The following is a 14217-nucleotide window of genomic DNA, read 5'->3' as shown; positions in this document are numbered from 1 at the left end:
TTGACTCTCCTCATGACAAGCACAGCGACAACGACAGCACAGCCCGTCCTGGTCCTGGGCGCCACCGGCAAGACCGGTCGCCGGGTGGCCGCCGGGCTGCGGGAACGCGGCCACACCGTCCGGGAGGCGACGCGCCGCGGGCGGACCCGCTTCGACTGGTACGACGAGAACACCTGGGAGCCGGCCCTCGAAGGGGTCCGCGCGGCCTATCTGGTCGACTCGCAGCGCGCGGACGCGGCCACACCGCTGCGTGCCTTCGGCAAGCTGGCGGTCGAACGCGGCGTGCGGCGGCTGGTGTTCCTGTCCGCCCGGGACTGGGTGGTGCCGGCGGGCGAGGAGAAGCTGCCGGGCGAGCGCGCGGTGCGCGAGTCGGGGGCGGAGTGGACCATCCTGAAGCCGGCCTGGTTCGCGCAGAACTTCAGCGAGGATCCGTTCTTCCTGAGTCAGGTCCTGGACGGCGAGCTCGCCTGGGCCACCGGGCAGGGCGTCGAACCGTACGTCGACGCCCGGGACATCGCCGAGGTGGCGATCGCCGCGCTGACCGAGGACGGCCATGCCGGGCAGGCGTACGAACTGACCGGGCCGCGCACGCTGGGCACCGGCGAGGTGGTGGCCCTGATCGCGCGGGCCACGGGCCGGGACCTCCGCTACCGCCCGCTGACGCCCGAGGAGTTCCGGCGCCACGCCACCGGCCGTGGCCTGGACGGCGAGTACGCGGACCTGCTGAACGAGTTGTTCGGCTGGATCGCGGAGAGCCGGTTCGGCACCCTGGCGGACGGCGTCCAGCGGGCGCTGGGGCGCGCGCCGCGCGACATCACCGACTACGTCCACGAGACGGCGGGCACGGGAGTGTGGCACCCCTGACCCGGTATCCCTGACTCCCCGGAGCGGAAATCCGTTCGACCAAGGGGGGCGGGCGGAGCAGGATCAGCGGATGTGACACCGATCGAAATCCCCGCGTCCCTGGTCCTGGCCGCCGCCCGCAACAACGCCGAGTGGTGTGCCGTGATGAGCGCCGCCCACGGCGTGACCGGCGGCGGCTTCGGCCCGCGCTCCTGGACCGCCCCCACCCGTACCCCGCCGTACTACCCGGACGCGGTCACGCTGACGCCGGGCGCCGACCCGGCCGCGGTGGTGGCCCGGATCGACACGGCCACCCCGGGTGCCTCGGTCAAGGACAGCTTCGCGGACCTGGACCTGACCGGGGCGGGTTTCCGGGTGCTGTTCGAGGCGACGTGGATCCACCGGCCGGCCGGCGCACCGGAGACCGCCTCCGGCCTGGGGTGGGAGGTGGTCCGCGACCCGGACGCGCTGCGTACCTGGGCACTGGCCTGGGACGACGGCGCCGGGGACGCCGGACTCTTCCCGCCCGCGCTGCTCGCCGACCCGGACACCTTCGTGCTGGCCGGGCGGCATCCCGGTGACCGCCGGGTGGTCGCCGGGGCGGTGGCCGGCCGCGCCGCCGGTGTGATCGGCGTCTCCAACGTCTTCCGGCTGGACGACGCCACCCCCGATACCGCCTGGCCGTTCGTGCTGGAGGCGGTGCACCACCTCTTCCCCGGCCTGCCGGTGGTGGGCTACGAGCACGGCGAGGACCTCACGGCCGCCCTGGCACACGGCTTCGAGACGGTGGGCCCGCTGCGGATCTGGCTGCACGGATAGCGGATGCCCAGGTCAGGTACAGTGGGCGGCTGCGAAGGGGAGTAGCCCCGCGATACCGGTCGTCGACACACTGGAACCCCCGGGTTCCCGGTGGCCGGGCCCGCCATCCGGTCCAGGCCGGTGCACGGGCGGGCGAGACCTTCGGCCCATTTGTCGACGACGTATGTCATGCGGGCGTCGGCGGGGTCGAAGCTGCCGCCGCTCCCCCGCGCCGGACGTCCTCGATGCCCCGCCGTCGCGCGGGAAGGCCGGACGATAACCGTGATCCATTTCGTACTGCTCATCTTGTGTGCGGTGGCGATCTATCTCTCGTGCGAGTGGTTCGTCAATGCCGTGGAGTGGCTGGGCGAGCGCCTCAACGTGGGGAAGATGGCCGTCGGGACCATCCTCGCCGCCTTCGGTACGGCGCTGCCCGAGTCCGTGGTCACGCTGGTCGCGGTGACGACCGGCGCCACCGACGAGGCCAAGGACATCGGCGTGGGAGCGGCCATGGGCGGCCCGCTCGCGCTGGCGACCGTCGCGTACGGCGTGACCGGCACGATGCTGCTGCTCAAGCGGCGCCGGGACCGCGCCCTGGTGGCAACCGGCGGCTCCGGCTCCGGCGGCGTGGGCGCCGCGTCCGAGGCGCTGGGTGACGAGCGCGACATGCGGCGGCTGGCCAAGGACCAGAAGTGGTTCCTGCCGATCTTCATCGTGAAGGTGGCACTCGGCCTGGTGGCGTTCGCGTTCAAGCCCGCGCTGGGCGTGCTGTTCTTCGCCGCGTACGCCGCCTACTTCTGGCGCGAGATCCGCAACAGCCGCGCCGCCGAGGGCTCGCTGGACGGCGAGGAGGAGGACGAGCTGGAGCCGCTGAAGCTCCAGCCCCACGCCGCCTCCCCGGCGACCTGGGCCGTGGTGCTCCAGACCCTGGCAAGCCTCGCGGTGATCTTCGTCGCCGCCCACGCGTTCGTGGGTCAGCTCGACAGCATCGGCCCCATGCTGGGGCTGTCCGCGACGGTCACCGCGCTGCTGCTGTCGCCGATCGCCACCGAACTGCCGGAGATCATGAACGCGGTGATCTGGGTCAGGCAGGGCAAGATCAAGCTGGCGCTCGCCAACATCTCGGGTTCGATGATGATCCAGGCCACCGTGCCCAGCGGGATCGGACTGATCTTCACCCGCTGGCACTTCGACGGCGCGCTGCTGTGGTCCGGGCTGATCACCATGGCCGCGATCGGCTATCTGCTGCTGACGATGCGGACGCACCGGCTGACCCCGGCGCGGCTGGCGGTGACGGCGGGCTTCTACGTCGTCTTCGCGCTCGGCCTGATCCCGATCCTCGGCTGACAGCGACAGCCGACGGGACCGGCAAGGGGGTGGCCGGCTACCCGGCCACCCGCCCGTCCCGCTCCGGGGCCGGCTCCTCGTCCGGCGGTTCCGCCTCCGGTTCCCGCTCGGCGGCGACCCGCACCTCGAAGGCCACCCGGGTCCAGGCCGCCACCGCCTTCGCCGCCGAGCCCGCGCACAGGCCCCAGGCGGCGCCCAGGATGCCGCCCAGCGCGTAGCCGGTCAGCAGAGCCACCACCGAGACCAGCGAGAACACCAGCTGGATCGGCAAGGTGGCGCGCGGGCTCAGCACGCGCAGCGCCAGCAGGCCACAGGTACCCATGGCCATCGCCGCGTACTGGCTGCCGGTGGCCGGGATGAGGGCGGACGCCGACTGCCACGTATCGCCCAGCAGTTGACGGCCCCAGCTGTCCGGCAGCACGGACAGCAGCAGCGCCCACAGCGCCGCCACCGCCGCGAGCGCACCGCCCGCGAGCGCCGCCGTACGGGCCTTGCCGGCCCCCGAGCGCTGCTCGCCGAGCAGCGGCGGGCCGAAGCCGGTGGCGGTGTTGAACAGCACGTTCAGCGGGCCGAAGACGGTACCGGCGCCGCGCAGCGCGCCGACGGCCAGCGGGTTGGCCAGCGCGCCGAGCCCGATGATCGCCAGCTGCGAGGAGGCGTTGCCGACGCCGAACTCCACCACGAACCGCTGCCCCAGATGCCCGCGCGCCAGCAGCGCCGCCGGGCGCGGCCGGCCGGCCGCGTCCGCGGTGGCCCGGTACAGCAGCCAGCTCGCGAGCCCGAGCGCGGGCAGTGCCGAAAGACCCCAGGCCAGCACGAGCGTCGCGGCGCCGGGACCGGCCGGCAGCAGCGCCAGCGCGGGTACGGCCACCGCCAGCCGCAGAACGTCGGCCGCCAGCGCGAGTTGGGGCCGCCGCAGCACCGAGAAGGCGTAGCGCAGGGTGTCCTGGGTGAGCACGATCGGCAGCACCGCGCCCAGCGCCGCCAGCGCCCCGGCCGACAGCGCGTACGCGGGCAGCGCCAGCACCAGCCCCACGGCGGTGGCTGCGGCGAGCGCGAACAGGGCGGCCGAGCGGCAGTCCCTGGCCAGTTCGGCGGGGTCGCGGCCGGCGCCGCCGCGCAGCACGAGCGATTGGCCGACGTACGCGGTGCAGGCGCCGAGCAGCACGGCGAACACGGCGTAGACGAGGGCGAAATCGGCGAAGGCCCCGGCGGAGGACTGGCGGGCGGCGAACACCACCACCGCGATGTTGGTGAGGGCCGCCACCCCCTGATCTGCGATGGAGAAGGCGACGGCGCGCCCGGGTCGTATCACTGCGGTCTGCTCACGGCTTTCTCTCGAATCCCTGGTGTCGCTCAGTGGTGCCCTTCATGATCACCCAGCGCGCCGGGATCGAGGATCCGCAGTCCCATGGTTTCCGAATTGCTCCCCTGGGGCTCCCGGTTGACGCCACCGGGCGGCTGCCGGTGCCGTGCCCCGTGCGGCTGCCCCGGCACGGGGCGGACCGCCAGGGCCCGGCCCTCGCGCTCGCGGCCCTCGGCCTCGCCGGTCCGTTCCCCCGGACGTGCGCCGTCCCCCTCGCCCTCGCCCTCGCGCGGGTCGGTGCCGCTGCCCCACGAGTGCAGGACCGCCCCCAGCAGCAGGCCGCCGGCGCCGACCACCAACTCCCGTACCCGGGTCAGGTCGTCGCGGTGCACCTCGCTGGGGTCGCACACCACCAGCACTCCGTCCACCCGGTCCGTGAGGGCGATGGCGTCCGCGTACAGCAGCACGGCGGGGGCCAGCACCACCACCACGGCGCCCTTGGCGTCGGCGTGGTTGATCAGCTGGCTGGCGGCCGGTGAGGTCAGGGCGCGCGGCACGTTGCGCACGCGGCGGCCGGGCACCAGGTCGAAGATGCCGGACTCCTCGGCGTCGATCGGTACCCGCAGCCCGCTGGGCCAGTCGGTGCTCTCGCCGCGCCCGCCGGGCGAGCTGGCCCAGCCGGGCCGTACGCCGTCCGCGTGCCGCAGCTGTTCGGTCAGGGTGGGGGTGCGCAGGTCGGCCTCCACCAGCAGGGCGTCCATGCCCATCTCGGCGAAGGCGGCGGTGAGGTTGACGGCGGCGGCCAGCGGGGTCTCTATGCTGCCGCGCGGTGCGACCACCAGCAGCCGGCGGCGCTGCGCGAACGCCTCGTCGTAGGCGAGCCGGAACGCCACCGAGCGGTACTCCTCGGCCAGCCGGCCCTGGGCGAGCAGTTCCTCCGGGCCCTCGCCGCGCGCGGGCCGGGGCAGCACGCCGAGTACGGGTGCGTGCAGCGCCCGGGTGACATCGCCGGGCGAGCGCACGGTCGGGTCGAACACCAGCCGGACCCAGGCGGCGAGCAGTCCGATGCCGATGCCGACGACGTAGCCGAGCGCGAGCAGCAGCGGCAGGCCGGGCCCCGAGGGGCTGCCGGGCGGGGTGGCTTCGGTGATGACCCGGCCGCCGGTGGTGTCCAGGGAGGTGAGGCGGGCGATGGCGGCGTTGAGGTCGGAGATGGCGCTGGTGACGCCGGACAGGTCGGCGAGGGCGTTGTCGTAGGCGGCGCTGCCCTCGAAGAGGGTGCCGAGTTCGTCCTCCAGCGCGTCGCGGCGCTCCAGTTGGGGGGCGCGCTGGCTCTCCAGGGAGGCGACGCCGGCGGCGATGGTGGCGTCGGCGTCGGCCTGCCGGTTGCCGAGGTAGGCCTGGACGAAGGCGTTGGCGCGCTCGGCGGCCAGATGCGGGTCGTCGGCCGAGTAGGCGAAGCGCAGGACCTCGGTGTTGGGCGGGTTGGTGACCTGGAGTCCGCGCTTGAGCTGCTGGGCGCGGTCGGGGTCGCCGAGTGCCTCGGCGGCGCGCTGGGCGACGATGTCGCTGACGGCGGTGCGGCGTTCGGAGCCCATCGCGACGCGGTCGACGGTGCCGCCGGCGAACGGGTCGGCGGTGGGGGTGCGTACGGTGACCTCGGCGGTGGCCACGTACGTCTCGTTGGCCGTGAGCCCCAGCCAGCCGCCGCCCGCCAGGCCCAGCACGATGCCGCAGACGATGAGCAGGCGGTAGCGCAGCAGTTGCCGGAACTGGTCGCGCAGCAGGTCGGGTTCGTCGTACGGGGCGGTGGCGGCCTGGCTGCCCGCGGGGGCCTCCTTCAACGGGACTCCTTGAACGCGAGGGCCGGGTCCGTGGGCTCCGGGCGGGGTGCGGAACGGGAGGGGTACGCGCGCCCCAGGGCCTCGTCCAGCAGGGCGTCGACCCGGGCGAGACCGGCGGCGCGGCCGAGCCGGGTGCGGGCGTAGTCGGCGCCGCGCACGCCGATGGCGTCGGCGGCGGCCGGGTCGGCGGCCAGTTCGCGGGCGGCGGCGGCGAGCGCGGCGGGCTGCTCGGGCGCCACCAGCCAGCCGGCGGCGGAGTCGCGGATCTCCTGGGCCGTTCCGCCCTCCGCCGCGACCGAGGCGATGACGGGACGTCCCGCGGTGAAGTAGGAGGTGAGCTTGGAGGGAACGCTCATGTCCAGGACGGCGGCCCGCTGGGTGACCACGAGGGCGTCGGCGGCGGCGAGGACGTCGGGGAAGTCCTCGTCGGCGGCGGGCGGCAGGAACTCCACGTTGGGCGTTCCCGCCGCCAGCTCCCGCAGGCGTTCGCGCTGGCTGCCGTCGCCCATGAGCACCACCCGGATCTCGGGCGCCTCGCGGGCCGCGCCGATCAGCACCTCAAGCCCCTGCTTGAGGCCCATGTTGCCGGAGTGCAGCAGCACGGTCTGCTCCGGCGGCCAGCCCAGGCGGGCGCGGACGGCGGCGCGCGGGGTGGCCGGTCCTGACACGTGCGACCAGTTGGGGACGAGCCGGATCCGCTCGTCGGGGACGCCCAGCGCCCGGACCCGCTCCCGGAACGTCTCGTGGATGATGCCGACCAGCGTGGCGCCGCGCAGCATGCGCCGCTCCACGGCGGCGGCGGCGGACGCGGCGCGGCCCCCGCCCCGGATGCCGCTCTGTGCGGCGGCGGCGCCCATCAGGTCCTGGATGACGGGGATGTACGGGGCGCGGTGGCGGCGCGCGATCCGCGCGGCGAGCACCCCGCCGGCGAGGCTGGGCACCTGGGCGACCACGGCGTCCGGGCGGCCCATGCGGGGCGGGGCCAGCAGTCCGTGCCCGAGGATCGTCGCCTCGTACAGGGCGCGGCGCAGCGCGGACTGGCGCGGGGGGGACGGTGTGCCGGCGCCGGTGGACGAGGACCCCGGCGCGTTCGTCGACGGTGCGCCACACATGGCGGTAGGCGGGGTCCAGACGCCAGGCGGGGTAGTGCGGTAACCCGGCCAGGACGTGTACTTCCGCGCCGCGCGCGTGCGCCCAGTGCTCGGCGAGCTGGGTGGCGTACGGGCCGATGCCGGCCTGTTCGGGCGCGTAGTTCGTGGAGACCAGCAGCAGCCGTTCGTGTCGTTCGCCCACAGTCGAACTTCTCCCCCCTGAACGGGAATCCCGACAGCGCTCAGTGTCCACCCTATCCGCAGAACCTGCACCGCATGTCATCAATCGGGCCCGGGGAGTGAGGGTTTGGGATTAAGGTCGGGTGGATCCGCCGCCCGTGCCGCCCCGGCCGGGCGGTCCCAGCGACCGCGTGGGGGGCACGAGTCATGCCGCAGGGACACGGGCAGCAGCGGGTACCGCACCTGGTGGGTTACGCACCCGGCGTCTACGACCTCTTCCACATCGGCCACCTCAACATCCTGCGGCACGCGCGCAGTCGCTGCGACTACCTGGTGGCCGGGGTGGTCTCGGACGAGATGGCGGAGCTGGCGAAGGGCAGACCGCCGGTGATACCGCTGGTGGAGCGGCTGGAGATCGTGCGATCGATCCGGTACGTGGACGCGGCGTTCGTGGAGACCGTGCCGGACAAGGTGACGACCTGGCAACAGGTGCGCTTCGACATCCTGTTCAAGGGCGACGACTGGCGGGGCACGCCGAAGGGCGAGAAGCTGGAGCGCGACTTCCGGCAGGTGGGCGTGGAGGTCGTGTACTTCCCCTACACCGTGCACACCTCCAGCACCCAGCTGCGCGGCGCGCTGGACGCCCTGGCGACCCGGGCGGAACAGGGCTGACGCGGCGCGGCGCACGCTGCTTTGATGGCCCCATGATTTCCGCCGACCGCCTGCTGGCCTTCGCCGTCATGTCCTTCCTGCTGATCATCATCCCGGGGCCGAGCGTGCTGTTCGTGGTCGGCCGGGCCCTGTCCCAGGGCCGCCGCGCCGCGCTGATGACGGTCGCGGGCAACGCCGTCGGCGCGTACGTGCTGATCGTGGCGGTGGCGGCCGGGATCGGGGAGCTGGTGGAGCGTTCGGCGCTGGTCTTCACCGCGCTGAAGTTCGCGGGCGGGGCGTACCTGGTCTACCTGGGCGTGGCCGCCTGGCGCTCCCGCCACGCCCTGTCGTCCGCGCTTCCCGCCGCCCGGGCGGGGACGGGCGGCGGCAGGCGTACGTTCTGGGAGGGGTTCGTCGTCGGGGTGACCAACCCCAAGACGATCGTGTTCTTCGCGGCCGTCCTGCCGCAGTTCGTGGACCGTGGGCAGCAGCACCCGGCGCTCCAGATGCTGCTGCTGGGCGTGGTGTTCAACGTGATAGCGCTGGCCTCGGACAGCGTCTGGGGCCTGACAGCGGCCACCGCCCGCGACTGGTTCGCACGCTCACCGGAGCGGCTGTCCAAGGTCGGCGGCGCCGGCGGCCTGGCGATGATCGGCCTGGGCGTCACGGTGGCGGTGACGGGCCGCTCGGACTGACCCCGGACGCCCCGGACCACCCCGGTCAACAGCACGGCGACGCGCGGGCGTTCCGCACCCCTGCGCCCCCCGGCAGTCCCTCAGCCGTCCTCTCGGTACAGGCCCCTGAGCAGGTCGACGACGGCCTGCGTCGCCGGGTGCGGGTCGGGGTGCCGCCACAGGAGATGGACCGGGACGGGCGGGGCGTCGCGCAGCGGCCGGTAGACGATGCCGTCGCGGCGGTACTGCGTGGCGGTGGAGCGGGGTGTCACCCCCACACAGCGCCCGGTGGCGATGGCGGCGAGCCAGTCGTCGATGTCGTGCGTGTACTCGACGGTGGGCCGTTCGCCCTCGGGCCACAGATCCAGGGTGGTGGTGCCGGTGCGCCGGTCCAGGACGAGGGTGCGCTCACGGATCTCGGCCAGCCGGATGCCCCGGCGCCGCGCCCACGGATCGTCGGAGGCGAGCGCGATGACCCGCGACTCCTGGCCGACGAGGGCGTGGGCCCAGCGGCGGGTGTCGAAAGGCAGCCGGACCAGCGCCAGGTCGCAGCGGCCCTCGGCCAGGCCGCTGGTGGGGGTGTTGTGGCGCACGAGGTGCAGTTCGACGTCCGGATGCTGGCTGTGCCAGCGCCGCTGGAACTCGGTGGTGTGCCCGCCCATCGCGGACCAGGCGTGCCCGAGGTGGAGCCGGGTGTGTCCGGTGGTGACCCGGGCGACGAGCGCGTCGGCCTCGCCGAGCAGGTGCCGGGCGCGGGCCAGGACGTGCACCCCGGCGGCGGTGGGGGTGACGGCGCGGCTGGTGCGGTGCAGCAGCCGCACGCCGAGGATCCGCTCCAGGGCGAGCAGGTTGCGGGAGACGGCGGCCTGGGAGACGCCCAGTGCGATGGCGGCGTCGGTGAAGGTGCCGGCGTCGGCGATCGCGACGAGACAGCGCAGGTGCCGCAGCTCCAGGTCCTTTCCCTCCATGCGTCCAGCGTATAGATACGCCGCACGGTGCATTTTGTCCCCGCCCCGCTCCGGCGGAGGGTCGGGGCATGAGAGCCGGAGAACGCGCGTCGGGGATATCGCTGATGGTGGGCAGTGGCCTGGCCAACCAGGCCGGGGCGTCTATCGGCGCGCTCGCCTTCCCCGTCCTGGGCCCGGTGGGCGTGGTGGCCGTACGGCAGTGGGTGGCCGCCGCCGTCCTGCTGGGCGTGGGGCGCCCCCGGCTGCGGGCCTTCAGCGCCGGGCAGTGGCGCCTGGTGCTGGCGCTCGCGCTGGTCTACGGGGCCATGAACCTGACCCTGTACGCGGCGATCGACCGGATCGGGCTCGGCCTCGCGGTCACCCTGGAGTTCCTCGGGCCGCTGGCCGTGGCGCTGGCCACCGCCGGGCGGCGCACCGGCGTCCTGTCGGCGCTGGCCGCCACGGCGGCCGTGGTGGTCCTGGTCCGGCCGCAGCCGAGCACCGACTACGCGGGCATCGCTCTGGGGCTGACGGCCGCCGCGTGCTGGGCCTGCTACATCCTGCTGAACCGCGCCATCGGCCGGCGGCTGCCGGGCCTGGAGGGCTCGGCAGCGGCGGCGGGCGTCTCCGGGCTGCTGTATCTGCCGGTCGGCGTGGTCGTCCTGTGGCTCTGCGGCCCCACCCCGCTCGCTCTGCTGTGCGCGCTGGCGGCGGGCGTCCTGTCCTCGGTCGTCCCGCTCCTGGCCGACCTGCTGGCGCTGCGCCGGGTCCCCGCCCACCTCTTCAGCGTCTTCATGAGCGTGAACCCGGTGTTCGCCGCGCTGATCGGGCTGCTGGTCCTGGACCAGCACCTCGACCTGTGGTCGTGGGCGGCCATCACGGTGATCGCCGCGGCCAACACGGTGACGGCGGGTGGCGGCGAGGCCCGCTGACCGCCGACCAACAGGCGTCCCCAATGCACCAAACGGGTAGCAATCTCCTTCTGAAGCCGAGGGGTGGGAGGCCGTGGTATCGCAGATCAACTTCGCCTGGTTGGAGATCACCGGAAAATGTCAGCTCGCCTGCGAGCACTGCTATGCGGATTCCGGCCCGCAAGGAACCCATGGCGTCATGCGTTCGCGGGACTGGCGGGATGTGATCGCTCAGCTCAGCGGCCAAGGTGCGACCATGGTCCAATTCATCGGGGGCGAGCCAACGCTCCATCCCAAGCTCCCCGATCTGGTCAGGCACGCGCTGAATCAGGGCCTGCGGGTGGAAGTCTTCTCCAACCTCGTCCACATCGCCGACAGCGTCTGGGAGGTGCTGGAGCGGCCCGGGGTATCTCTGGCCACTAGCTACTACTCCGACGACCCTGACGAGCACGCTGCCGTCACCCGACGTCCCACACACACGCGAACCAAGGCCAACATCGCCGAGGCGGCACGGCGTGGCATTCCGATCCGCGCAGGCGTGGTCGATGTACGTGACGGACAGCGCACGGACGCGGCCCGGCGGCAGCTCATCAGCCTTGGCGTCGACGACATAGGCAGCGACCGGCTCCGCCAGGTGGGGCGCGGCGTCCGACATCAGGAACCCGGTGTCTCACAACTCTGCGGACGCTGTGCGTCCGGTGTCATCGCCATATCGCCGGATGGTGCCGTATGGCCGTGTGTGTTCTCTCGCTGGCTCCCGGTCGGCAACGTTCTGGAAGCGACTCTCACCGATATTCTCGACAGCCCTGCGGCCGGAGAGGTTCGCGGCAATCTGCGAATAGAGTTCGCCAAGAGACGGCTGGCGATCCCCGAGGCTGGGAAGAAGGACGATCCGTGCGGGCCGAAGAACCTGTGTGATCCTCAGTGCGGACCCGCCTGTGGCCCGGCTTGCAGCCCGTCATGCTGGCCCCACGGAACTGGCCCCTGCTCCCCCAAGGGAGGTTGCCAGCCCAACTACGACTAGGAGTGCCGTGTTCGTCGACCGGGTCCGGGTACCTGAAGGGCTGGCCCCCGACCGTGCCCATCACGACCAGTGGCCATTCACCATCCCCTGCGTCGCACAGTTGATCGAAGAAGGCCTGAGCTTCAACCGCCCCGTCACCTTTCTGGTCGGCGACAACGGCTCGGGGAAATCCACGATGGTGGAGGCGATCGCGGAGAGCTTCAACCTCGATGCGTACGGCGGGCGACTGGCCAGGGTTCACGGGCGCCCCGACCCGACGAAGACACCCTTGGGTGAAGTCCTGCGGGCCGAAACCACTTCGGCCGGCGCCAGAATGCTGGCGGGCCCCCGGAAACGCAAAAAGGGGTTCTTCCTGCGCGCCGAGACCGCGTTCGACATGACGGAAAACCTCGGTGGTGTCCAGGGCTACTGGGAAGAGGACACCAGTGCCATGAGCCACGGGGAGGGGTTCCTGACCATGTTCCAAGCGATGTTCGATGCCCCTGGCTTCTATGTCATGGATGAACCCGAAGCCGCTCTGTCCTTCACCGCTTGCCTGCGACTGGTCGGCCTCATGCATCAGCTCGGCCAGTCCGGGGCACAGGTCGTCTGCGCCACCCACTCCCCCATCCTGGCCTCCACCCCCGGAGCCGACATCATCGAGGTCGGCGACCACGGATATCGGCGGACGAGATGGGAAGACCTCGAACTGGTGGACCATTGGCGCCGCTACCTGGCCGACCCTCATGCCTACCTGCGTCACATCATCACCCCATGAACGCCGACGACACGATCCCCGAGGTGGCGGAAGCCGACCGCCGCTTCCGCGTATGGATGCGGCAGAACCTGGTACGGGCAGCCCGGCACTTCGGCCTCACCATCGCGGGGGAGCCCACCTTCGGCTGGCTGCTCCGCTCGATCGGCGCACCGGCTGACGGGGCGGACGGCCGGGTGTGGCTGCGGGTGGCCTCCGAGCAGCCTGAATGGGCTCACGGGGAGGCGTGGACGGGCAACGCCGACGCCAACGCCGTGCACGGCCTGCCCAAGCCCGAACTGCTGGATCGCTACGAGTGGACGGAAGGCGACTGGCGGAACCAGCGGGCCGAAGTCCTTACCCTTCTTCCCGGCGCCCCCTGCTCCGCCACCCCTGAGGCGCACCCCGGCGTCTCACCACCTACGGCATGGTGGACCGCCCTCCAAAGCGCGCTCGTCCGCCTCGCGGATACCCCGACCGAGCGCGTGAGCATCAGCGAGGAAAAGTTCGCCCGGCGCCTCCGCGACACCTACGGTGACGCCGTCCCTGTCCGCGTCGAGCGCTGGGAGACCGTCCACACCGACCTGCACTGGGCCAATCTCCTCCAAGGACCGCTCGGAATCGTTGACTGGGAGACGTGGGGACGAGGCCCGGTCGGCACCGACTCCGCCACGCTGTACTGCTACAGCCTGGCCGTTCCGGGCCTGGCACGAAAGATCCGCGGTTACTTCCCCGTTCTCGACACCCCGGACGGTCACCGAGCTCAGCTCTACGCCGCCGCCCGCCTCCTCCGCCGGGCCGAACTCGGCGACCATCCGCAGTTGGTCGCTCCCCTGCACCACCACGCGGCCCGGCTGCTGGGCTCGCTGACCGAGCAGCCGTAGCCGAGGTTGCTCGCCCGCCCGATCAGGCGGGCAGGCGGCCGGCTCTGATCGCCAGAAGGAGGCCACGGAGCGCCGTGGGCTGAGCCGCCAGGATTACGTCCGGGTCGTCGCTCTCGCGCAGGCGGACGGTTCGGTCAGCGGCCACAGCGACATTGACGCAGTTGGCCGCCTCCCCGCCCACTTCTTCAGCGTCTTCATGAGCGTGAACCCGGTGTTCGCCGCGCTGATCGGGCTGCTGGTCCTGGACCAGCACCTCGACCTGTGGTCGTGGGCGGCCATCACGGTGATCGCCGCGGCCAACACGGTGACGGCGGGCGCGGACCGCTGATCAGCCCCGGTGTCCGCGCAGGACCCCGGCGGTGAACTCCGCCAGCTGTGCCCGCAGGTCGGCGCGCGAGACGCCCTGTCGCCCGACGAGGTACTCCACGAGGTCGGCCCGGACGGCGGCGAGGAGGGCGTGCGCGGCGAAGCCGCCGTCGCCCCGCTCCGGGATCCGTTCCAGTTCGGTGCGCAGCAGGGCGTGCCAGCGGTCGTAGTGGGCCATCTCGTACGGGCTGCCGCTGCCGGACTCCTCCAGGGCCAGGGCGAGATGGCGGTTGTCGATCTTGAAGCACAGGACGGCGTCGAGCACGGCGGGCACCCGTTCGAGCGGGGGCGCGCCGGGTCCGACCGGGGGCGGTCCGGTCTCGACGGCCTCGCGGAGCGGCGTGAACCGGATCTCGTACAGCGCGCGGATGAGTCCGGTGCGGTCGCCGAAGGCCCGGAAGAGGGTGCCCTTGCCGACGCCCGCCGCCGCGGCGATGTCGGCCATGGTGAGGTCGGCCGGGCTGTCGCAGTCGGCGAACAGCGTGTCGGCGGCCTCCAGTACGGCCGCCCGGTTGCGGACGGCGTCCTTGCGCGGCTTGCGTTCGGTCATGGTGGCCGTTCCTCCTGTTGCAATCCGGACCGCCGGTCCGTATCGTCCAACGTAACGGACCCCGGGTC

Annotated in this window: 15 protein-coding genes and 1 pseudogene; 10 read left to right on the top strand and 6 right to left on the bottom strand. The window is 72.7% G+C overall.

What is annotated here, in order from left to right; genetic code table 11:
• Positions 1 to 12: 12 nt before the first annotated feature.
• The 3 genes from H7827_RS22675 (at position 13) to H7827_RS22665 (ending at position 2988) form a co-directional block, all read left to right on the top strand.
• On the top strand, positions 13 to 864 hold the full coding sequence (locus tag H7827_RS22675; RefSeq protein ID WP_432747158.1) for an NmrA family NAD(P)-binding protein: 852 nt from the start codon (positions 13 to 15) through the stop codon (positions 862 to 864).
• A 144-nt stretch (positions 865 to 1008) separates the two neighbouring features.
• On the top strand, positions 1009 to 1662 hold the full coding sequence (locus H7827_RS22670) for a hypothetical protein (RefSeq protein ID WP_432748037.1): 654 nt from the start codon (positions 1009 to 1011) through the stop codon (positions 1660 to 1662).
• A gap of 294 nt (positions 1663 to 1956) precedes the next feature.
• Positions 1957 to 2988, top strand: a complete 1032-nt coding sequence (locus H7827_RS22665; protein WP_246156840.1) for a sodium:calcium antiporter — start codon at positions 1957 to 1959, stop codon at positions 2986 to 2988.
• A gap of 37 nt (positions 2989 to 3025) precedes the next feature.
• On the opposite strand, the gene H7827_RS22660 is transcribed toward H7827_RS22665, so the two are convergent.
• From H7827_RS22660 to H7827_RS22650, 3 genes and pseudogenes are all read right to left on the bottom strand, one after another.
• The gene (locus tag H7827_RS22660) at positions 3026 to 4300 is read right to left on the bottom strand and encodes a hypothetical protein (protein WP_432748036.1); all 1275 of its coding nucleotides are present in this window, start codon (positions 4298 to 4300) and stop codon (positions 3026 to 3028) included.
• Between the two features lie 44 nt (positions 4301 to 4344).
• Positions 4345 to 6138, bottom strand: coding sequence for a lipopolysaccharide biosynthesis protein (locus H7827_RS22655; RefSeq protein ID WP_432747156.1), 1794 nt, complete (start codon positions 6136 to 6138; stop codon positions 4345 to 4347).
• A pseudogene (locus tag H7827_RS22650) lies at positions 6135 to 7404 on the bottom strand (glycosyltransferase). Before H7827_RS22650 ends, H7827_RS22655 begins: the two are co-directional and overlap by 4 nt.
• 212 nt (positions 7405 to 7616) lie before the next feature.
• Between H7827_RS22650 and H7827_RS22645 the strand changes: the two are divergent.
• Both H7827_RS22645 and H7827_RS22640 read left to right on the top strand, forming a co-directional pair.
• Entirely contained in the window at positions 7617 to 8081 is a 465-nt protein-coding gene (locus tag H7827_RS22645; RefSeq protein ID WP_030726585.1) for an adenylyltransferase/cytidyltransferase family protein, read from the top strand.
• 32 nt (positions 8082 to 8113) lie between these two features.
• Positions 8114 to 8755, top strand: a complete 642-nt coding sequence (locus H7827_RS22640) for a LysE family translocator (RefSeq protein ID WP_432747155.1) — start codon at positions 8114 to 8116, stop codon at positions 8753 to 8755.
• Between the two features lie 80 nt (positions 8756 to 8835).
• Here the strand turns inward: H7827_RS22640 and H7827_RS22635 are convergent, their stop codons facing one another.
• Positions 8836 to 9702, bottom strand: coding sequence for a LysR family transcriptional regulator (locus H7827_RS22635; protein ID WP_432747154.1), 867 nt, complete (start codon positions 9700 to 9702; stop codon positions 8836 to 8838).
• 68 nt (positions 9703 to 9770) lie between these two features.
• Between H7827_RS22635 and H7827_RS22630 the strand changes: the two genes are divergently transcribed.
• The 4 genes from H7827_RS22630 to H7827_RS22615 all read left to right on the top strand — a co-directional run bounded on the left by H7827_RS22630 (position 9771) and on the right by H7827_RS22615 (position 13233).
• On the top strand, positions 9771 to 10613 hold the full coding sequence (locus tag H7827_RS22630) for an EamA family transporter (protein ID WP_432747153.1): 843 nt from the start codon (positions 9771 to 9773) through the stop codon (positions 10611 to 10613).
• A gap of 73 nt (positions 10614 to 10686) precedes the next feature.
• Positions 10687 to 11616 carry a radical SAM protein gene (locus tag H7827_RS22625; protein WP_432747152.1) on the top strand — a complete coding sequence of 310 codons (930 nt, stop codon included), beginning with the start codon at positions 10687 to 10689 and terminating at the stop codon, positions 11614 to 11616.
• A gap of 7 nt (positions 11617 to 11623) precedes the next feature.
• Positions 11624 to 12373: an AAA family ATPase gene (locus tag H7827_RS22620; RefSeq protein WP_432747151.1), complete on the top strand. Its 750-nt coding sequence runs from the start codon at positions 11624 to 11626 to the stop codon at positions 12371 to 12373.
• A complete protein-coding gene (locus H7827_RS22615) occupies positions 12370 to 13233 on the top strand; it encodes an aminoglycoside phosphotransferase (RefSeq protein WP_432747150.1) in 864 nt (287 codons plus the stop codon). Before H7827_RS22620 ends, H7827_RS22615 begins: the two co-directional genes overlap by 4 nt.
• A 22-nt stretch (positions 13234 to 13255) precedes the next feature.
• Here the strand turns inward: H7827_RS22615 and H7827_RS22610 are convergent, their stop codons facing one another.
• Positions 13256 to 13378, bottom strand: a complete 123-nt coding sequence (locus tag H7827_RS22610) for a hypothetical protein (protein WP_432747149.1) — start codon at positions 13376 to 13378, stop codon at positions 13256 to 13258.
• Positions 13379 to 13429: 51 nt separating this feature from the next.
• Between H7827_RS22610 and H7827_RS22605 the strand changes: the two genes are divergently transcribed.
• The gene (locus tag H7827_RS22605) at positions 13430 to 13561 is read left to right on the top strand and encodes a hypothetical protein (protein WP_432747148.1); all 132 of its coding nucleotides are present in this window, start codon (positions 13430 to 13432) and stop codon (positions 13559 to 13561) included.
• On the opposite strand, the gene H7827_RS22600 is transcribed toward H7827_RS22605, so the two are convergent.
• Positions 13562 to 14149 (bottom strand): TetR/AcrR family transcriptional regulator, encoded by a 588-nt coding sequence (locus H7827_RS22600; protein WP_432747146.1) that lies wholly within the window; start codon positions 14147 to 14149, stop codon positions 13562 to 13564. It abuts the gene before it with no gap.
• Positions 14150 to 14217 lie beyond the last annotated feature (68 nt).

The organism is Streptomyces sp. JH002, assembly GCF_050916115.1.
In the GTDB taxonomy this organism is placed as follows: Bacteria; Actinomycetota; Actinomycetes; order Streptomycetales; family Streptomycetaceae; genus Streptomyces; species Streptomyces xiamenensis.
This window is presented reverse-complemented; position numbering and strand designations above follow the sequence as displayed.